General features: G+C 50.7%; 13 protein-coding genes. 5 read left to right on the top strand and 8 right to left on the bottom strand.

Annotated features, from left to right (window positions below; translation table 11 throughout):
* Positions 1-2: 2 nt before the first annotated feature.
* Both ACO064_RS19785 and ACO064_RS19780 read right to left on the bottom strand, forming a co-directional pair.
* Positions 3-6,944: a hypothetical protein gene (locus ACO064_RS19785; protein WP_421828950.1), complete on the bottom strand. Its 6,942-nt coding sequence runs from the start codon at positions 6,942-6,944 to the stop codon at positions 3-5.
* 538 nt (positions 6,945-7,482) lie between these two features.
* Complete coding sequence (locus ACO064_RS19780; protein WP_421831043.1) at positions 7,483-8,238, bottom strand: glycosyltransferase family 2 protein; 756 nt, start codon at positions 8,236-8,238, stop codon at positions 7,483-7,485.
* A gap of 301 nt (positions 8,239-8,539) precedes the next feature.
* On the opposite strand from ACO064_RS19780, the gene ACO064_RS19775 reads away from it, so the two are divergent.
* The gene (locus ACO064_RS19775) at positions 8,540-9,529 is read left to right on the top strand and encodes a ribonucleotide-diphosphate reductase subunit beta (protein WP_421828949.1); all 990 of its coding nucleotides are present in this window, start codon (positions 8,540-8,542) and stop codon (positions 9,527-9,529) included.
* 51 nt (positions 9,530-9,580) lie between these two features.
* Here the strand turns inward: ACO064_RS19775 and ACO064_RS19770 are convergent, their stop codons facing one another.
* The 3 genes from ACO064_RS19770 to ACO064_RS19760 form a co-directional block, all read right to left on the bottom strand.
* Positions 9,581-10,051, bottom strand: a complete 471-nt coding sequence (locus tag ACO064_RS19770; RefSeq protein ID WP_421828948.1) for a regulatory protein RecX — start codon at positions 10,049-10,051, stop codon at positions 9,581-9,583.
* A gap of 99 nt (positions 10,052-10,150) precedes the next feature.
* Entirely contained in the window at positions 10,151-11,074 is a 924-nt protein-coding gene (locus tag ACO064_RS19765) for an RraA family protein (protein ID WP_421828947.1), read from the bottom strand.
* A gap of 124 nt (positions 11,075-11,198) precedes the next feature.
* Positions 11,199-12,131 carry an RraA family protein gene (locus ACO064_RS19760; RefSeq protein WP_421828946.1) on the bottom strand — a complete coding sequence of 311 codons (933 nt, stop codon included), beginning with the start codon at positions 12,129-12,131 and terminating at the stop codon, positions 11,199-11,201.
* A gap of 277 nt (positions 12,132-12,408) precedes the next feature.
* Here ACO064_RS19760 and ACO064_RS19755 point away from each other — a divergent pair, with 277 nt between their 5' ends.
* Positions 12,409-13,881 (top strand): mandelate racemase/muconate lactonizing enzyme family protein, encoded by a 1,473-nt coding sequence (locus ACO064_RS19755; protein ID WP_421828945.1) that lies wholly within the window; start codon positions 12,409-12,411, stop codon positions 13,879-13,881.
* Between the two features lie 48 nt (positions 13,882-13,929).
* On the opposite strand, the gene ACO064_RS19750 is transcribed toward ACO064_RS19755, so the two are convergent.
* Complete coding sequence (locus ACO064_RS19750; RefSeq protein WP_421828944.1) at positions 13,930-14,460, bottom strand: DUF1684 domain-containing protein; 531 nt, start codon at positions 14,458-14,460, stop codon at positions 13,930-13,932.
* 79 nt (positions 14,461-14,539) lie between these two features.
* On the bottom strand, positions 14,540-14,992 hold the full coding sequence (locus ACO064_RS19745) for a hypothetical protein (protein ID WP_114405434.1): 453 nt from the start codon (positions 14,990-14,992) through the stop codon (positions 14,540-14,542).
* A 556-nt stretch (positions 14,993-15,548) separates the two neighbouring features.
* Between ACO064_RS19745 and ACO064_RS19740 the strand changes: the two genes are divergently transcribed.
* The 3 genes from ACO064_RS19740 (at position 15,549) to ACO064_RS19730 (ending at position 20,102) form a co-directional block, all read left to right on the top strand.
* Entirely contained in the window at positions 15,549-16,100 is a 552-nt protein-coding gene (locus ACO064_RS19740) for a DUF4142 domain-containing protein (protein ID WP_421828943.1), read from the top strand.
* Between the two features lie 169 nt (positions 16,101-16,269).
* Positions 16,270-17,136 (top strand): alpha/beta hydrolase, encoded by an 867-nt coding sequence (locus ACO064_RS19735; RefSeq protein WP_421828942.1) that lies wholly within the window; start codon positions 16,270-16,272, stop codon positions 17,134-17,136.
* An 857-nt stretch (positions 17,137-17,993) separates the two neighbouring features.
* Complete coding sequence (locus tag ACO064_RS19730) at positions 17,994-20,102, top strand: peptidylprolyl isomerase (protein ID WP_421828941.1); 2,109 nt, start codon at positions 17,994-17,996, stop codon at positions 20,100-20,102.
* Positions 20,103-20,372: 270 nt separating this feature from the next.
* On the opposite strand, the gene rdgB is transcribed toward ACO064_RS19730, so the two are convergent.
* Positions 20,373-20,966: an RdgB/HAM1 family non-canonical purine NTP pyrophosphatase gene (gene rdgB, locus ACO064_RS19725; RefSeq protein ID WP_421828940.1), complete on the bottom strand. Its 594-nt coding sequence runs from the start codon at positions 20,964-20,966 to the stop codon at positions 20,373-20,375.
* Positions 20,967-21,001: the final 35 nt, after the last annotated feature.

Below are 21,001 nucleotides of genomic sequence, written 5' to 3'. Positions count from 1 at the left end.
ATCTAATAAATACTAATTAAGTTGTCTAAACCGATCACTATTTTCACTCCCTTGTTCTGAAGATCTACCAAAGTCGGGTGAGACAAATTATAATTTCCTAAATCTCCGATGACAACAACAAGCTGTTTTTGGCCTTGATTAAAATAGTTGACATTGAGTGGGTTAATATATTTATCCATCTGTTCACCCAATTCGACTATATCGTCATAATGTGTTAAGCTGGATTTGGCTTCAAATATCCTATTTGGTGTTGCGACATCCATATCGCCTAGTGTTTTTGACTTATCTTGCGTCTTAACAATATTTGCAAAATCAGTAAGGTCTTCGAATCCTAATTCCTTAATCTTATTTGCTAGTTGAGCCTCAAATTTAGCGCCTGGACTGCTACCATTTAGTTTTTGTACAATATTACTATTGATCTCTCCATTGCTCATTTTTCGCCAGAACATTTTGGTACCTGTGCGATTTGTCCAGTACCAATTGTTTGCGCGTAATATTTTCCCACCAGTAAACTCAATCCGCAACATCAACCGCTCCATATAAAGCCGAAATTGATTATCGGCTGGTAGGGTATTGGAGTATTCTAGCGATTCTTGGAGTATCCGGTCAACTTCCCCTTCATCAAGTAGCTTCTTAGCTTCTTCTGCGGCTTCTTTTACTTCATCCGGTAGGTTTTTAAGCTCCCTAATCTCATTGATACTCGTTCCAAGCTGGAAGAATAATAAAGCGACATTGGCTTTTTCGTAATATTCACCTTCCGGTGTGTTTTTCCAATTTGGTGCTTGTAAGGCCGCATATTGCTCGGCGGAAAATGCCAGCCATTCGACGGCCTGTGCAATACGTCCTCCAACCGGTCCACCACCACCAATGAAGATCAAGGTGTTGACAAAAACCTGCTCCGTTACATCCGCAAATGCATTAAATCCACGGCTGTAGTGATGGACCATTTGCCCAATGGTCTGATCGGGATACCCTTTGGGAAAGAACGGAACATATTTCTTACCAGCATAGTCATAGTAGGAGAAAATACCATCCATTACACTATTGTCGCCATATTGATGGACTAAGACAATCTTTTTATTGGTGCATTCGGGTAAGGTTTTAGCGTAATAATATTCAACATTGTTGTAGGTAAACCGATAAAAACTTCCTCTGATCGTCGCAATTATGGCTGTAACCTCTGAGCCATCTTGACTCAGTACATGAATTTTGATTTTCTCATCTCCCCCAGGTAGTGTATTGGTCAGTTCTTTGTAACTAATTCGCGAGATACATTCTTCAAACGAAAGTTCATTGACGGGCACACCATCTGGCAAATTAACCCAGGCATTTTGGGCAAGCTGTTCTTTTTGTTGATCAAATTGGGCCTGTAGATCATCAAAAGAACAAGTGTTGGTCATTTGGGTAGCCGAAAGTCTGCCTCCTGCCGAGGAAGTGGCTGACAGGGGGCATTGCAGCAATTCCCGACCGTTGTCAATCAAATTTTCGTAGAACGACTTCGTATCGGATTGCAGGTTCTCGCTTTGTGTGATCGTTTGCTTTAGCGATTCTAATTGATCTATATAGGCTGAAAGCTTTGCTTTATCTTCCGACGAGCCATTATAAACCCTCAGAAACTCCTGCACTTCCTGGTACGTTTGCTCAAGCGCATCAAAAACGTTTACTAAGCTGCCAGCGTCTACAGTGCCAAACGAACTCGGATCATAAACCGACACTGCCGTTCCGCCCACCAACTCATAGCAATCATTGACCACCACCCCGGTCAACTCAATGGCAATCCGGGAACCCTGCAAATACGGAATCTCGGTGTAGCCCACCCCGCGCCAACCTTCCGAACCGCCACCCGTCACCTCCGTCACGATGATGTCGAAATCAGCCGCCCGGATCGTGTCGCCCGGTGCCAGGTTGCTCAACCGGCTGCCAGTGTCGGGCAGCGGAATGGCGGGAGTATTCCCACAGGCGTACGTGTGCGTGCGGGGCGTACATGGTTTGCTGCGTACCGTCAGGTAAGCCACACACGTGTCCGTCCCACTCATCAGCTTTACGGCGTATTCCCCAATCGCCGTCGCAGACAAGGTTGGTGAGGTGCCTAGGCTAACAGCCGCTCCGGTTCCCGTCGTGCGCGTCCACTGATAACTATACCCCACCAGCGAAGCTCCGTCCAGGTGCTCCACCGACAGTGTCAGCGGTTGCAAAACCCCGCCCACTCGCGGTAACACATCGGTTTCCGTCTCCTGACTGTCGACAGCCTTGATGCGGATGTTGCAGCCCGAAACCGTCGTGTCGCAAGCCACCGTCACCAGTCGGCTTCCCGCCCGGCAGGTGTCGCTGCCCGTTACTTCGTACGCATCGATCCGGTACGTGCCCTCTTTCAAACCGGTAAAAACCGCCGGACTGTTGGGCAGAATCGACGTTAGCTGGTAGCCCCCGTTTGCCACGGGTTGGTACAGCGCAATCTGTAGCTGCCCGCTGGCATAGGCGTTTTTCGTCTTCACCGTAATCCGGCCCCGGCGCGTGGTGTCAGCCGCCGAAAAGTCGCAATCCGCACGTGGTTCGCCATCGAACGCCAGGGTGCAATTCTCCGACGGTTGTACCGTCACACTAACCGTGGCTACCGCCGGACAGGCCGCTCCGCTATACGCCCGAACCGTGTACGAACCACTCATGCCCACGGTTGCTGTTGGGCGGCTCACCGACTGGCCAGTGACCATAAAACCGCCCGGACCACTCCATTCGTAACGGGTAGCCCCCGCAGCCGTCGCGCTCAGGCTGATGGTTTGCCCCGTCGTATAGCTGGTTTGGCCGGTCGTGGCGCTGGCACCGGTGGGGGCGGTTTGCACCAAAATCCCGATGGCGTTGGAAGCCTCACTGGCCACGTTGCTCACCACGCAGGTCGCCGAGTAGGTCGTGGTGGCCGTCGGCACAAACCGGATGCGGTTGCCCATCATCCCATTCGACCAATGCACCTGGCCTTCACAGCCGTCGGCATCCAGTTGCAGGGTGTCACCCTGACACAAGGCGGTTCCGTTGGTGCGGATGATGGGGGCCGGAACTGTGATCCGTTGCACCGTCACCGCTGCGGTGGGACTTTGGCAATTGTTGTCGATGCAACGGGCCGTGAAGGTGGTGGTTTGGGATAGCGTTACCATCAAGACAACCCCCGTTGACGTGCCGCCCGGACCGGACCATTCTACCTGGAAAGCACAACCCGACGCCGTCAGCGTGACGGTCTGGGGGCCGGAGATCGCGGCAGGCAGTGCACTGACTGTCGGGGCACTAATTGGGCAACAATCGGTAGTGAGGATCCACCGGGTCTCGTTATATGTCGCCGAACCCGTCGCCATGTCCTGCTCTTCCCGTTCCAGGCGGTTGGCAGTAGGGTTACAGCGAACGTTACCGGTGGTTTGCCAGTTGCCTCCAGGGGTGCAGGTCTGCCCGGTCTGAGTCCACCGCGTTTGATTATACGTCGATGAGCCAGTAGCAATATCTTTCTCCTCGCGCTCCTGTTGATAATTCGTGGAGCCATCGCACCGGAAAGCCCCCGTACTCTGCCAGTCCGCGCCGGGTGTACACGTTTGACCGGTTTGGCCCCAACGCGTTTGATCGAATGAGGGAGACCCTTGTGCAACGTCCCGCTCTTCGCGCTCCTGTTGATAATTCGTTGAACCATCACACCGGAAATTGCCCGTTCCCTGCCAATCCGCGCCAGGCGTACAAGTCTGGCCCGTTTGAATCCAACGGATTTGATCATATGTAGAAGAGCCCTGAACAACATCCCGTTCCTCGCGTTCTTGCTGATAATTGGTCGACGCATCACACCGGAAATTGCCCGTTCCCTGCCAATCCGCACCGGGCATACATGTTTGACCCGTTCCAATCCAACGCGTTTGATCGTAAGTCGGCGAACCCTGGTCGATATCGCGCTCTTCGCGTTCTTGTTGATAATTGGTCGAAGCATCACAGCGCAGATTCCCGGTCTCTTGCCAGTTGGAACCAGGCGTGCAGGTCTGACCGGTCTGCACCCAACGCGTCTGGTCATAAGTCGGTGATCCCTGGGCGACATCCCGTTCCTCGCGTTCCTGTTGATAATTGGTCGAACCGTCACAGCGGAAAGCCCCCGTTCCCTGCCAATCTGCGCCGGGCGTACAGGTCTGACCGGTTTGAACCCACCGCGTTTGGTCAAAAGTCGATGACCCTTGAGCTAAGTCGCGCTCCTCGCGTTCCTGCTGAAAATTGGTCGAAGCATCGCAGCGGAAAGCACCGGTTCCTTGCCAATCCGCACCGGGCGTACACGTCTGGCCGGTTTGAACCCAACGCGTTTGATCAAAAGTCGGGGAGCCTTGAGCGAAGTCCCGTTCTTCGCGCTCCTGTTGATAATTTGTGGAGCCGTCGCACCGGAAATTGCCCGTGCTTTGCCAGTTCGCGCCCGGCACACACGTTTGACCCGTTCCAATCCAACGCGTTTGATCGTAAGTCGGCGAGCCTTGGGCAATATCCCGTTCTTCACGCTCTTGCTGATAATTCGTGGAGCCATCACAGCGGAAAGCACCGGTTCCTTGCCAATCCGCACCGGGCGTACACGTCTGGCCGGTTTGAACCCAACGCGTTTGATCAAAAGTCGGGGAGCCTTGAGCAAAGTCCCGTTCTTCGCGCTCCTGTTGATAATTTGTGGAGCCGTCGCACCGGAAATTGCCCGTGCTTTGCCAGTTCGCGCCCGGCACACACGTTTGACCCGTTCCAATCCAACGGATTTGATCGAATGAAGGCGAACCCTGAGCGACATCCCGCTCTTCACGCTCCTGTTGATAATTAGTCGAAGCGTCGCACCGGAAAGCCCCCGTTCCCTGCCAGTCTGCACCGGGCGTGCAGCTCTGACCGGTGGGAATCCAATGCGTTTGATCGTAGGTCGGCGAACCCTGGGCAACGTCGCGCTCTTCGCGTTCCTGTTGATAATTCGTTGAACCATCACACCGGAAATTGCCCGTGCTTTGCCAGTTCGCGCCCGGCACACACGTTTGACCCGTTCCAATCCAACGGATTTGATCGAATGAAGGCGAACCCTGAGCGACATCCCGCTCTTCACGCTCCTGTTGATAATTGGTCGAACCATCACAGCGGAAATTGCCTGTGTTTTGCCAATCTGCGCCGGGTACACATGTTTGACCGGTGGGAATCCAACGCGTTTGATCGTAAGTCGGTGAGCCTTGAGCAATGTCCCGTTCCTCTCGTTCCTGTTGATAATTCGTGGAGCCGTCGCAACGTAGATTTCCAGTATTTTGCCAATTAGCTCCCGGTATACAACTCTGGCCGGTTGGAATCCAGCGGGTTTGGTTATACGTTGGTGAGCCTTGGGCAATGTCCCGCTCTTCGTACTCCTGTTGATAATTCGTGGAAGCATCGCACCGGAACGCCCCCGTTCCCTGCCAATCCGGCGGAGATGGACAGGTTTGACCGGTCGTTATCCAGCGAAACTGACCCGAGGTTGGCGAACACCCAGCGTTGTCCCGTTCCTCACGCTGTTCCTGATAGCCTGTTGAAGCATCACAACGAATGGCCCCTGTTGTTTCCCATCTAGGCTGATTATCACAACATTGCCCTGTCGATATCCAGCGAACTTGAGCATAGGTTGGTGAACACCAACCGCTGATATCAAGTTCTTCTCGTTCAATGATACCATTTTCGCAACGGGTTTCACCAGTTACAGTCCAGGTTGCCCCTGAAAAACACCCGCAAACATCTTTGATCACCCAGCGGGTCTGCCCCCCTGTAGGTGAACAAGTATTTAAGTCTAGCTGTTCTTTCTCCAGCCACTCTGACCAATCCGGACTACAGCGCGTATTTCCAGTGTCCTGCCAGTTATCAAAGTTATTACACCCACATGGATCAACCAATACCCATTTTTGCTGACCAAAAGTCGCTGAACAGCTATTTTTATCTTCCTGTAGTTTGTGTAGTTCTTTCCCTATGCATTGAGTACCTCCTACATCCTCCCATTGCGGTTGTGTATTCGTACAGGTACCGGGCCCACCAGGGCCACCCGGACCTCCGGGTTCGCCGGGTCCGGTAACACAACTGGAAACATAAACTGGATCGCTGGATTGATCGGCACAACCACCAGAACCGGTGTTGCAACTAACCGTATAGGTTCCATTCCCACCACTATTACAGGCAATGATCGTGTTTTGTCCTAACGTTGGACTCAGATAAATTCCCTCCCGAAGCCAAAGGGGCGTTCCCAAACAGTTATACACAGTCAATACACCCCCCGCATCCGTTACGATAGGTTTAGCGCTTGGATCATCACAAGGCGAATCGGATAGTGGTGTAGCACCTTGTGGTGTCGCCCCTTGTGCGCCTTTAATGGGTTTCGATTGGGCAAAAGAATAATTGACGGCTACTACACAGGCGGCATTCTGCTTTTCCCGAACGTAGACCGTGCCGCTTTTAGCCGGATTCCGGGGAAAGAAATTGGTCGGATAAAACGTGATGTTATCCAGACTGTATACATAACTGGTCGGGTTTTCCGGCACCTCGATCACCAAGACCCCCGCCACCGGCTCATAGACCCGAACCTGACTGGCCTCCAGGGTACAGACAGGCTGGAGATCCAGCACCAATTCCGCTTTCTTCTCAAAAAGGCTTTGGGTGCTGACATCTTTAGGTCCTCTCAGAAGCGTAAAAGGTTCCGGTGAGTACCGGATAAACTTCCCTTTAACTGTGTACTCGACAGCGGGTTTGGATTGCAGATCAAGCGTCGCACCAATGAAGTCGGTATAGGTTCCACCCGTGATCTCAAACCCGTCGGGCAACAGCAGTTTGAGGGAAAACGATTTCTGATCCTCAAAAAAGAAGAACAGGCTGGGTGGAATATCGAGCAATTCGGCCCGGATGGTTAGCTCAATCTCTTCCCCAACGGTGATCGTCGTTTTATTGGCGGTCAGCATAAACCGGACGGGATCCACACTGTTTTTCAGGGATCGTACGGGGCTAAGCCGGAAAGGCCGCGCCGGAATCAATTTGGGTCGTTCTAATCCTGATGGGGATGGATTTTCAGACGGGGCCGTGTCAACCTTAGAGAACCGGCTTATGGTCCTATTCGTACTTACTTTTGTTTTCGGCGTCCGCTTACTACCATCTGGCAATTCTTCCAAATTACTAAAATCAATTCCTAAACATTTTGATGCACAAGCAACTATAAATATAAATACCTGTATGACTAAAGTATAGCGTTTGCCCATACGAAAATGGAGGAGGTAAAGTCGGTCTAAAATGCGCTAACTAAAAGGGTTTCCCATCCGGACTTGCCCAGCGAATAGCGCGCAAGATGGGATCACATTTTACAGAAACCAACTTATTTTTGTCTGGCAACGACAGAATTGCTAAATGTCACTTTTTTATGTTACCAACCCATTTAACAGACAAACAACAAGTGACTATTTAAGGCAGAAAAGGAGTAAATGCTGTTTGCGATCCTCTCTTCGGTCACGCTGCTTTGGGGTTCTTTTTCCTCCGCAACTCCCGCAGCTTCGCGTATTTTACCACCGGGTACATCGCCGAAAATAACGACCAGATAAAACCGGGATAACCGTTCAGAAAATTCCGTTTAATCACATACTCTTTCAAAAACGTGATCGGGAGCCGGAAAATGATCTGGGCAATGGAACCGCGTTTGTTCCGACTCAGCAAATCGCGGGCACCGGCGGTGGTGTAGCGGTTGAATTTCTCGAAGTATTCGTGGAGGCTGCCGTAGCTGTCGTGCAGCATGTGGTGCGTCAGTTTGCCGACCGGCCCGCTCAGCACTACGTCTTCGTGAACCCGGGCGGTGTTGTAGTTGCCAAACCGTTTGTCGAAAAGCCGCAGGTGGGGCATTTTGTATTCTCCGCCAAACCGCATCAGCCGGTCGAGAAAGACCAGCGAAATCGGGACTTCAAAACCGTGAAAATCGCGTTGGCCGGAAGCTACTTCCGCCAGCCGAAGCTGGATTTCGGAACGGAGGTCATCGGTTACGACCTCGTCGGCATCGACCACCATCACCCAGGGATTCCGGGCCTGGCTGACGGCAAATCCTTTCTGCAAACCGAAACCGTCGAAATCCCGGTGAAGAACCCGGCAACCAAATTGCTGCGCCAGCGGAAGGGTTTGATCAGTGCTGCCCGAATCGACCACGACAATCTCATCACACCAGCTTAAGGCTCGCAGAACCGCCGGCAGCATGCGGGCGGAGTTGAAAGTAATCATCACAGCACTCACCGGCGGTGAGCCGGGCAATGGCAACTCGGACATAAAAACACTAAAATCGAGATGGGACTGCAAATGAGTGTTTTGAAAGGCGAAAAATCAAATTTTAGCAGATTTCTAAGAAGTTATTTTTTTGCCCGCTCAACAACTATTTGATAGCTATGGAGTTATTCAGAAAGCGGCTGACCGGCAAGTTTCACGCATCAATTTTTAAGTTGCATTCCTCCGCCAATGCGATAACTTTGTTAGCCCGCTTTTTAGTTTACTGAACGTTACACTTACCACTAAGTCTATAAGAATCATGGCTCAACCTGAAGCAATCGAACCGATCTTGCAAGATGATCCACTCCGCTTCGTTCTTTTCCCGATCCGACACCACGACATCTGGAGAATGTATAAGCAGCACGAAGCGTCGTTCTGGACGGCGGAGGAAATCGACCTCTCGCAGGACCAGCGAGACTGGGAAAATCTGAACGACGGCGAGCGGCATTTTATCTCCAACGTCCTGGCGTTTTTTGCGGCTTCAGACGGTATCGTTAATGAAAATCTGGCGGTCGGTTTTCTGTCGCAGGTGCAGTATGCCGAAGCCAAATGCTTCTACGGTTTCCAGATTATGATGGAAAACATCCACTCGGAAACCTATTCGTTGCTGATCGATACGTACATCAAAAACCCGGTCGAGAAAGACAAGATGCTGCGGGCGGTCGATACCATCCCGTGCGTGAAACGGAAAGCCGACTGGGCCATGCGCTGGATCGAAAACGGCACGTTCGTGGAGCGGTTGCTGGCGTTTGCCGCCGTGGAAGGCATCTTCTTCTCCGGTTCGTTCTGCTCGATTTTCTGGTTGAAAAAACGGGGTCTGATGCCCGGTCTATCGTTCTCGAACGAGCTGATTTCGCGCGACGAAGGCTTGCACCGCGACTTTGCCTGCATGCTCTACACGGAGCACATCAAGAATAAACTGCCGGAATCGGAGGTATATGCCATGATTCAGGATGCGGTCAGCATTGAGCAGGAGTTTGTCAGTGAATCACTGCCAGTTTCGCTCATCGGAATGAACGCCGAATTGATGAAGCAATACATCGAATTTGTGGCCGATCACCTGCTCGTGTCGCTGGGTTTACAGAAGGTGTATAACTCCACGAATCCGTTCGATTTCATGGACATGATTTCGCTGCAGGGCAAAACCAACTTCTTCGAGAAACGCGTCGGCGAATACCAGAAAGCCGGTGTCATGTCGTCTACCAAAGAAAAAGAAGATCAGAAAATTACCTTCGACGCTGATTTTTAACGTTTGTTGCTCTTAGAATAAAGACGATTGACGATTGACAATGGACAATCGTCAATCGTCTCCACTCCCACTCTCCTCGATAACCGCCCACACCATCTCGCTTTCGTAGCCTTTGCTGATGGCGTAGCGAACCAGTTTCTGCTTCATCACCAGCGGACTTTCGCCCTGGAGACTGCGCTTCTTTTTTTCGAGTAAATCGACCAGCGTCTGGCGGTAATCGTCGGGTTCGATTTCCTTCATGGCCTGTTCGAGGTTGTAGCCGGTAATGCCGCGCTGCTTGAGGTGCTGCCGGATTTTATGCCGCCCCCAGCGTTTCACCCGGAACTTACTGCCCGCAAACGTTTTGGCAAACCGCTCCTCATTCAGATAATTCTGTTCGATCAGCCACGCAATCAACTCCTCAGCCTCATCGCCGAACACCTCCCACTCACCGAGTCGTTCGCGAACCTCCCGCTGGGTTCGTTCCTGATAGGCGCAAAACGAGGCTGCCCGGCGCAGAATGTCTTTTGTTTGGTCGGTCATTTGGTAGATGCAAGATGGTAGACAAGAGAATAAAGACAGGACCGATTCTATAATGTTTTGTCTTTATTCTCTTGTCTAACGTCTCTTGTCTATGATAAATTACCAGGTTCGTTTGCTCATGACTTTGTCCAGTTCCGGCCGGGTCATGGCGCCCAGTTCGGGGTGTTGCCCCAGCCATTTCAGGAATTCCGTCTTGATTTCGTCGGTCCACTGGCTGTCGATCTGGCCGGTGGTGTAGCGGTTTGATTTCACCATTTCGAATCCAAACTGATCCTTGCGGGTCACAAATTCGCAGGTGGTAATTACCTGTTCGGCCATGTGTGCCGGTACAAACAGAATGCCTTCGCGCTGGGCAATCACCAGATCGCCTGGCAACACCATCGTGCCACCCATCCGGATCGGCGTATTGAGCCCCATCAACACCATTTCTTCCAGAAAAGACGGGTGGAAGTCCCGCACAAAGGCGTTGAAACCCTTGATGTTCTGCAATTCCTGCAAGTCGCGGGCGGCTCCGTTAAAGACGACGCCGTTGCCGGTTTTGCTGAAAATCGCATTTCCCAAGGTTGCCCCCACGAGCGTTCCTCCGCCGATTTTCCCAAAACCGTCGGCCACATACACATCGCCCTTCGTCAGCGTTTCAATGGGCCAGGTGTTGGTATTTCCCTTGCGACCCTGTTTGGTGGTGCCACGCTCCTTGATGTTTTTTTCCACATCCGGTCGGCTGGGCATAAACATCGCGGTCACGGCCCGGCCCACCACGATGACGTCGTCGTGAATGAATTTCCAGCCGCCTTCAAACTGGTTCGTGTAGCCTTCATTTTTCAAGACCGTCCAGGCATCGTCGATTCCGATTTTTTTAGCCCGATCCACGAGGGCATCCGGAATTTTAGGGCGCCCGTCGGGAAACCGCTCTCCCTTCCATTCCGACGTTAAAAATGTTAATTCCTCCTTCGGAATGGTTTGGGCAACCAACGAATGCGTACTGAATGCGAAGGCAACGATTAAAGCAATGCTGAATTTCATACGGAGTCAATTAATCTATAAACAATAATAAATGTAAAATGAGTAATGATAAATGTAAAAGTAGTTTTCAACCCAACACTTTTACATTTATCATTACTCATTTATAATTTATCATTCCCTTTTTTCAATGTTCTTTCGCCAGATAGGCGTCGATGTCTTTCTGGGTAATCGCTAGTTTTTTGGGGTATTTACCCACCCAGGCTCTGAATTCATCTTTGATCTTGGCCGACCAGTCGCCGTGAATCTCGCCCGAGGGGTATTTTCCCTGCTGCAAAAGTACACGTTCAAATTCATCCCGCAAGGCCGTCATCTCCGAAGCCGACACCAGCCCTTCGACCAGGTGCGCCGGAATGAACACCACGCCGTATTCGTTTGCAAACACGACGTCGCCCGGAAAAACCGTCACTTCACCGACGCGAATCGGCGCATTAATAGACGTCGGGGTCATGTCTTTGATATACGACGGATCGTGTCCTTTCACCCAGGCATTGAACCCTTTGGTGTCTTTTAATTCCTGCATATCCCGAACCGAACCGTAGAAAATGACACCCTTCCCGGTTTTACCGTAGATCGCGTTGCCGAGACTCGAACCAATCAGGGTTCCGTCTTTAATTTTTCCGTAACCGTCGGCCACATACACATCGCCTTTGGTCAGAATATCGATCGGCCAGATGTTGATCCCGCCTTTTTGCGACCGTCCTTCGGCTTTGCCCTGCTTCCTGACCAGGCTGTCGAGGTCGGGCCGGGTTGGCATAAACTGCGCCGTGACCACCCGCCCGGTCATGGTTTCGCCGGGTTTGAGAATTACCCAGTTCTTCTCGACCTGATTACGGTAGCCTTTATTGCCCAGATAGCCCCAGATTTGCTCCAGCGTGCAGTTTTGCAGCCGCTCCAGAACCAAATCCGGCACATTCGGCCGACCGTCGGGCAAACGCGCCCCTTTCCAGTTAGACGTTAAGGCGGTAACCTGCTCAACTGAGGAGCCAACCCGCTGGGCCTGGGCCGTCAGATTTCCTGAAAGGGCAATTGCCAGTACTACAAGTGTTCTCTTTATCATCGCTTTTTTAAGGATTACCGGTCCGCAAAACTGCACGCAAATGCTGCACCCGGAAAGATTAAGGAATTAGAAAAGTCAAAAAGGTCTACTCATAAAGACAGGAGATTGGGTAAAATACTGACCCAAGCGGCTGGTGTAAAAAAATAGGCCCTCAAAACGAAAAAATGAGGTTTTTCATTAACTTTCTCAATAAATTGAATTATATCCAGACTGAAGTTTGCTTTTCTATGTAAATACCGACTGAATGAAATAGTATTACCTAAATCCAGTTAATCGCATGAAAAAAATTCAACACCTACTTGATTTATTGAAGAAGTATCCTGCACCGGCAGCCGCCGAACCCCAATCGGGAGGTCCGTCTTCCGGCGTCGACCGGCGTGGTTTTCTGCGCAACTCGGCTTTGGGCGGTTTGTCGATGGGAATGCTGTTTGACGGAAAACCGGAGCGCGAGCTGGAGTTTATCACCCAGAAAGTAAAGCGCGAATCGAAACCGTCGGACCTCAAGATCACCGACATGCGCATTGCGGTTTTGCAGGGCGTTCCTTTTTCGAGCCCCATCATCCGGATCGATACCAACCAGGGGCTGGTGGGCTGGGGTGAAGTGCGCGACGGTGCCAGTGCCAACTACGCACTCATGCTGAAAAGCCGCATTCTGGGAAAAAATCCCTGCAATGTTGAGCAGATCTTCAAACAGATCAAGCAATTTGGGAATCATGGCCGGGCAGCCGGGGGCGTGTGCGGGGTCGAAATGGCCCTGTGGGACCTGGCGGGCAAAGCCTATAACGTGCCAGCCTACCAGTTGCTGGGCGGCAAATACCGGGATTACATCCGGCTCTACGCCGATACGCCCGAAGGCAGGGATTACGATGAATTTGCCAAACACATGGTCCGGCGCCGGGATCAGGGCTATACGTTCCTGAAGATGGACTTCGGCATCGGGATGCTGGCCGACACGCCGGGTATGCTGGTCGGTACGAAGAACTGGAACGTCAAGCAACAGTGGAATGATGCCAAACCGGGGCTGATGGGCAATTATGCGCAGACCAAACACCCGTTTACGCGCATTCAGGTGACCAAAAAGGGCATCGACGCGCTGGCCCTGCACGTGAGCAAGGTTCGGGACATTGTGGGCTACGACACGCCACTTTCCGCCGACCACTTCGGACACTTCGACGTCAACACGGCCATTCAGATTGGCAAAGCGATGGAACCGTTCCGGCTGGCGTGGCTCGAAGATCTGGTGCCCTGGTTCTATACCGATCAGTGGAAGCAAATCTCGGATGCCATCGAAACGCCCACGCTGACCGGTGAGGATATTTTCGCCAAGGAAGAATTCATCAAACTCATCGACGCCAAGGCCATCGACATGATCCACCCGGATCTGGCTTCGTCGGGCGGTTTGCTGGAAACCAAAAAAATCGGGGATTACGCCGAAGAAGCCGGTATCCCGATGGCGATGCACTTTGCCGGTTCGCCGATCTGCATGATGGCCAACATTCACTGCGCGGCTGCGACCGAAAACTTCGTGGCGCTGGAACACCACGGTGTCGACGTGGACGGCTGGGAAGACATTGTGACCGGCATTAAACCGATCGTCGAAAAAGGTTTCGTGAAAGTGCCCGACAAACCGGGCCTGGGCGTCGAACTCAACGAAGAAGTTGCCAAGAAATTCCTCCGGAAAGGCGCAACCTGGTTTGCCCCCACCGATAGCTGGAACACCCGCGATTCGTCGGACCGGGATTGGAGTTAAAAGAGTGATGAATTAAGAGTTAAAAGTTGGCGCCCTTAAAGGCAATAGCTAATTTTTAACTCTTAATTCATAATTCTTCTCCCCCGCTTCCACCGCCACCGCCAGATGGTTGTCTCTGGGTGGAATCGGACAGGCATAACCGTCGCTGTAGGCACAGGACGGATTGTAGGCTTTATTGAAATCAATTACCGTCTTTCCTTCTTTGATATCCCCCATCCGCAGGTCGATGTAACGCCCACCGCCGTAGGTTTCCCGGCCGTTGGTGGCATCTTTAAACGGCAGAAATAAATAATCCCGGTATTGGGGTAAGCTTGCCAGTTGCAGGCTGCGGTAAACTGTCAGTTGATGCGGTTTACCCTGAATGTGGAATGTCAGGACGGCATACGGAACGTAGCTTTTTTTCTGACCGTCGTAGGTAGGCAAATCAAACGGCTCGGCCTGGGGCGTTCGCTGAACCGTGGCTTCGACCCGATACGTAGAATCGGGATCGTAGAAGCGGAGATTTTTTAAATCCTCTTTTTTTAACGGACTCTTCGGCGATTTCAGGAATTCGGCTTTATACTTTTCCCGATGCGCCAAAAGATGTTGAGAATACGTCGACTGAGAAAAGCCGGAAAGGTTCGCCACAAGAGCGAACAACAATCCGGCTATCCAAAGCTTACTCCTCCGATTCATCAGAGGCTGCCGTGCGTGGTGTTTGCTGGTCAGAAACCAGTTCAAAACCGGATACGCCATCACCATACTCATAAGGCTTAATCACGAACGTGTATTCATGATCCTGAAAATTAAGGCCGATCTTCTGGAAGACTCCTTTCAGGGGAATGGAATAACCACGACCGGTTTTTGACAATTCAAACGCTTCATCATCACCGGCTTCCGTCGGAATCAGATACAACGCTTTGACGCCTTTGCGACGGTTAACCGTTCCCACTTTGTAGTGCGGTTTCGAAGGATCGATGCTTAATCCTTCCATCAATTTTTGGGGGAAAGCCAGGCGACCGGTTTTGGTCACAGACGTCGAAAATGAAGTCTCTTTCGGTGTTACTTTGGGTGCTTCATCCGTATTGTCTTCCGGTGAGAAGAAACGGATTTTGTTCGGTTTTACTTTCATTGGGTGTGTTGAAAAATGTTTGCCCACAAAGCTATTCAATTCTGTTTAATTTATTTCACTTTTATTCAAATCGATTGATATAAAAAAGACTTCTTTAATAAATAATTAATTTCATTTAAAGACTGATCAACGATTCACTTGAGAAATTAGGCCAACGAAACGATCTTTCTTCGGGCAAAAAAGATGTCTGGTAAAACAATATTTTCGTCCGATCACTTCAGGATAAATACGAGAAAAGGTCGAATAAAGTGTTCTGAAGACAATTTAAAAAACGCAGTTTTTTTCAACATGGATTATGTTATCATTTCATTACTAATTGATCATTCATTAATTAGCCAAACCTCCCATCATGCTAATTTTGGCCATTATACCGCGAAGCAGGATTCATATTCCGTACAGGAAACCCAAAAAACGAACACCCTGATACCGTATTTCCGGGACGCCCATCCGGGACCTTTGGATAATATTCAGGATAATTGAAAACACTTTACCCGGAATCGTGAGTTTTACAGTCAAGAGTCTAACAAAACATCTCACACAATAAAGCTCAACGATCATGAAAAAAGTAAGTTTATTTCTGCTGTTAGCATTGGGGACGTACACCTTCCAGGCGTGTAATAGTAGCAGCAATAAGGACAGCGCGGAACAGGCCGAAGAAGCTAATGACGAGAAAGACATGCCCGAAGATGATTCCGAATTTGCGATAAAAGCAGCCAGCGGAGGCATGATGGAAGTCGAATTGGGAAAACTGGCCGAACAGAAAGCACTGAATCCGAAAGTGAAGGAGTTTGGTGCCATGATGGCCTCCGATCATGCCAAAGCCAACGATGAATTAAAAACATTGACGACCTCCAAGAACATCACCATACCGGCCACCCTGAGCGAAGATCATCAGAAACATGTAGACGATCTAAGCAAACTCTCGGGGGCAGAATTTGACAAAGAATACGTTAAATTGATGGTCGATGACCACAAAGAAGATATCGACCTTTTCAAAGATGCTTCTTTCAACGCCAAAGACCCGGATGTAAAAGCGTTCGCAGGAAAGACCCTTCCGACCCTGCAAAAACACTACGATACCATCAAAGCGATTCAGGACGCGATGTGAGGCCACAAAAAGTTGGTTAAAAAAGGAACGCAGGACGACTTGCGTTCCTTTTTTATTTCTTTATCGTATCTTGGAAAGTCGTCGGAGATGTTCTGACCGGGCAATTTTACGGGAGTAGAAAGGCGCTTTGACGAACGGTTTTAACTCATTCCTAAACCCCTTTTCGTTCATGAAAAAAACTACGTTCCAGGTGCTGATGTTCCTGGCAGTTTTGCCTGCACTGGTGGCTGCCCAAACCGGAAAAGTGCTGGACAACCAATCGTTAAAAAGCCGGATTTTGAAGAGTGACCGGAAGTTTGCCATTTATTTGCCCCCCGACTACGAAACCTCGCAACGAACTTACCCGGTGTTGTATCTGCTGCACGGTGCCGGCGACGATCATACGGGCTGGGTACAATTCGGCGAGGTGCTTCACATTGCCGACCGAACCATTGCAGAAGGCAAAGCAACCCCCATGATCATCGTGATGCCCGACGCCAATACCGGCCGTCGTGGTTATGAAAATGATGTGAAGGGAGAATGGCGTTACGAAGATTTTTTCTTCGAAGAACTGATGCCTTTCGTTGAAAAAAACTACCGAATCAAAGCGGAAAAGCGGTTTCGGGCCATTTCCGGCCTGTCGATGGGGGGCGGTGGCACCTTCACTTATGCGCTTCACCACCCCGAATTGTTTTCGTCGGCCTGCCCGCTCAGCGCGGCCACGGGGCCGGTCTCAACCGAAGATGCCAAAACCCGGCTGGCCCGAAACAACCAGACCGCGACAGACGACGAATTGCAGGCTTATTTTAACCGGCAAAGCGTGTTAAATCTGGTGAATAATATACCTGATAATCAGAAAAAAGCGGTTCGCTGGTATATCGACTGCGGTGACGATGACTTCCTGTATGAAGGAAACTCACTGGTTCATATTGCCATGCGTAAAAAAGAAATTCCACACGAATTTCGGATTCGGGATGGCGGTCACACATGGACGTATTGGCGGGCGTCTTTGCCAACAGTTTTAGAATTTGTTTCGGCCGCTTTTCACCAGTTTTGAATAGTAAAAAAAAAGTGAACTTTATTATCAAAATCATATGGTAATAAATACTCAAAAGAAAATCGTTATTACACCAACCGGTTTCCTTAAACTGTCCTTTATAATCTGGAATAATGCTAAAAACCGGCTCAATAAAGTGGAAAATTATGTCGCCAAATAAACTACATCAGTAACTTGATGAAATGAATACACTTTCCTTTTTCCTGCAATGCGAAAACCCGGCCTGTCTTATAATTCCTGACCGCGCCATTCCGGCTCCAACGACGGCGGGATGTTCTTATTGTTGAGGAGAAAATAAAATCATCCATAATAAACCATTACAGGGTATAAACGTCGGTAATAACCGCATAAAACCGACGTTTATACCCTGAAGACCGGGGTAAAAGAGTAGCTGATGATGGCCCAAAAGTTGTTGAACTACCCGTTTTTCCTGCGCCGGGCGTCCACTTTTTTTCTTGTTTTAAGAACTCCGGCATCGCTCTGCATGGCTTCCGGAAACAGGCTGCGCACAGGGTTCCTCAGGCTTCGTCTGAAGAACCTTGTGGCAAAAAAGAATTTCTTTTTCCTTCTGACTATCAACCCATAAGCGGTCAATGTATGTCAAATCCGGTCGATGTTCACCAGGTGGAGCCCCACCAACGATTCCCCTCGCGGTCGGCATCAGTAAACATCAGTTCAGGTCCCGGCATCCTGCTTTCCAAAAGATTTGCGAAAACAGGACGCTTATCCGAAGCGTCCAACCCACCCGCGTCAGCCGCGTTAATTTTGAAACACAGCCTATTCGCACCCGTTTTCTCCTTGTATTTCTGTGAGAATAAGTGTTATTTTGCGGGTCAAATTTCTGCGTAAAACTAACAATGGCTTTAATTAACAAGATCAGAGAAAAATCAGGCGTTGCGGTTGGTGTAATTGCCGTCAGCTTGATTTTATTTATTGTAGGAGGTGATCTGCTCGGTCCGGGAAGCCTGTTTGGCGGACAGGACCAGAATGTGGGTGAGATTGCCGGCCAAAAGATTTCGTATCCGGAATTCAATGCGAAAGTCGATGAAGCCCGGGCCGCTTATGAGCAACAAACCGGTCGCCCCGCTACCGAACAGGACCAGGTTCAACTCCGCGATCAGGCCTGGAATCAGTTCATTTTAGACATTGCCTACCAGAAAGAATACGATGCCCTCGGCCTGTCGGTAACGCCCGACGAACTGGTCGATATGGTGCAGGGGAACTACATTAGCCCCGCCATCCGGCAGACGTTTACGGACCCCAAAACCGGCTCTTTCGACAAAAATACCGTTATCAATTACCTGAAAAGCCTCAAAACGCTGCCCGCCGAACAACAACAGGCCTGGGCCAATTTTGAGAAGAACCTGAGCGCCGACCGCACCCGGACCAAATACGAGAACCTGCTGCGGTTATCGTCGTTTGTCACAACCGCCGAAGCCCAGAAAGAATACCAGGCCCAGAACACCCGCGCCAATGCCAAGTTCCTGCTGGTTCCGTATTACTCCGTTCCGGATACGACGGTGAAAATAACCGATGGCCAGCTTCAGGAATACCTGGACAAGCACAAGGACGAATACAAGAGCATCAACAGCCGGACGATTCAGTATGTAACCTTCCCGGTAGCGCCGTCGAAAGAAGACAGCACGGCTTTATACGACCAGATTAAAACGCTGGCCCGTGGTCTGGCAACGGCCACGAACGATTCATCGTATGCCCGGATGAACTCCGATATTCAGGCTCCGCTGTACATGACGCTCGGCGAAATGCCCGAACAACTGAAAGCCACCGTCGGTACGTTTGCTCCGGGTGGTGTGTATGGCCCCTACAAAGAAGGCAACACCTATTTTATCTACAAATACGGTGGCGTGAAAAAAGACACCAACTTCACCGTTCGGGCCAGCCACATTCTGATTCGGGCCGCCGGAAGCGATTCGGCGAAAGCCGCAGCCCGGATTACAGCCGAAGGCATTCTGCGTCAAATTCAGGGAGGAGCCAGCTTTGAAGCCCTCGCCCAAACCAACAGCGCTGACGGATCGGCCCAGCAGGGTGGCGATCTGGGGTACTTCAAAAATAACAACCAGATGGTGAAACCGTTTCAGGATGCGATTTTCGGTTTTAACGGCACCGGTTTGATTCCGCGTCTGGTCGAAACCGAATTTGGCTACCACATCATCAAAGTAACCGAGCCGAAAACGAATACCTTGTACCGGATTTCGACGATCGGGAAAACCATTACCCCGAGCCAGGCAACCCGCGATGAAGTGTATCGCAAAGCCGAGCAGTTCGCGACGGAAAGCCAAACCAAAGAAGCGTTTGACGAAAACGCAAAGAAAGACAAAACACTGGTCGTAGCTACGGCCGAACGGATTCCGGAAAACTCAACCAACGTCAACGCGCTGGGAAATGCCCGTGAACTGGTTCGCTGGGCTTTCAACGAGGATACAGACATCAACGATGTTTCATCGGCAGTTGAAGTGGACGACCAGTATGTGGTGGCGGTTTTGACCGGCGAAACATCCGAAGACGAAGTGAAGATCGACAACTTCCGCCCGGAACTGACCGCGAAAGTTCGCAACCAGGTGAAGGCGGAACAGATCATTGCCAAACTGAACAGTGCGTCGGGAACCCTTGAGTCGATTGCTCAGAAATACGGTGCCGGTGCGCTGGTCGAAGAAGTACCCGACCTGAACCTGGCGAACGGTTTTCTGAAAAGCGCGGGCGTCGATCCGGTGGCCGTGGGTAAAATATTCGGTCTGAAAAACGGCAAACGCTCGAAGCCTTTTGCGGGTGATGCCGGTGTCCTGATCGTGGAAACCACCTCCGTAACGCCAGCCCCAACGGTAGCCGATTACACGGTTTATAAAACCCAGCTTCAGCAAAACGCCAGCAGCCGCACCGGTTTTATGATCAATGAAGCCATTCGTGAAAACGCCAAGGTGAAAGACCGCCGGGCGAAGTTCTATTAAACGAATTGATCTTACGCAAAACGAAAAGGCTTCCCGTTCGGGAAGCCTTTTCGTTTTGCCCTAACCCCCTTATCGACCTAAATTTAATAACCGGTATATCAGCCCACTGCTTTAGCTGTGGGAAAATTAAAACGAACCTGAATCAATCATTGCGAAACCGTTTTAACGGTTTGCTGGTCGATGAATCCGTTAAAACGGTTTTGTCATGATTCGGGTTTGTTTGCATTTACCCACAGCTAAAGCAGTGGGCTGATATACCGGTTATTAAATTTAGGTCGACAAGGGCATTGGCAACTCTTTCAAAAACGCCACCAGTTTGGCAAACGCCTTTCCCCGGTGGCTAATGTCGCCTTTCTCCTCCATGCTCATCTCGGCGAAGGTGCGATCGTAGCCGTCGGGCTGGAAAATGGGGTCGTAGCCAAACCCGCCGGTGCCGCGTGGCTCAGTCAGAATCTGTCCTTCAGCAACGCCCTCAAACGACCAATACTGCCCGTCGATGACCAGTGTGATCACCGTCCGAAACCGCGCCCGGCGATTGGTCTGGTCTTTCAGGTTGGTTAGCAGCAAATTCAGGTTGCGTTCGTAGCTGCGCGGATGACCGCCATAATAGGCGGAATGGACGCCCGGCGCGCCGTCCAGCGCATCGACTTCCAGGCCCGAATCATCGGCAAAGCAATTGACGTGGTAATGGTCCCAGACGTGTTCGGCTTTCTGGCGGGAATTGCCGGGAATGGTATCCTGCGTTTCGGGAATCTCTTCCAGACAGCCAATATCCTGCAAGGTTTTCAAGGTAAACTGGTCGCCCAGCAGAGCCGCGATTTCGGCCAGTTTGTTGGCGTTGTTGGTGGCGAAACAAAGCGTCATAGAAACTGAGTTAAAAAAATAGGCTGCCTCGCTAA

Source organism: Larkinella sp. (genome assembly GCF_965227735.1).
In the GTDB taxonomy this organism is placed as follows: Bacteria; Bacteroidota; Bacteroidia; order Cytophagales; family Spirosomataceae; genus Larkinella.
This window is presented reverse-complemented; position numbering and strand designations above follow the sequence as displayed.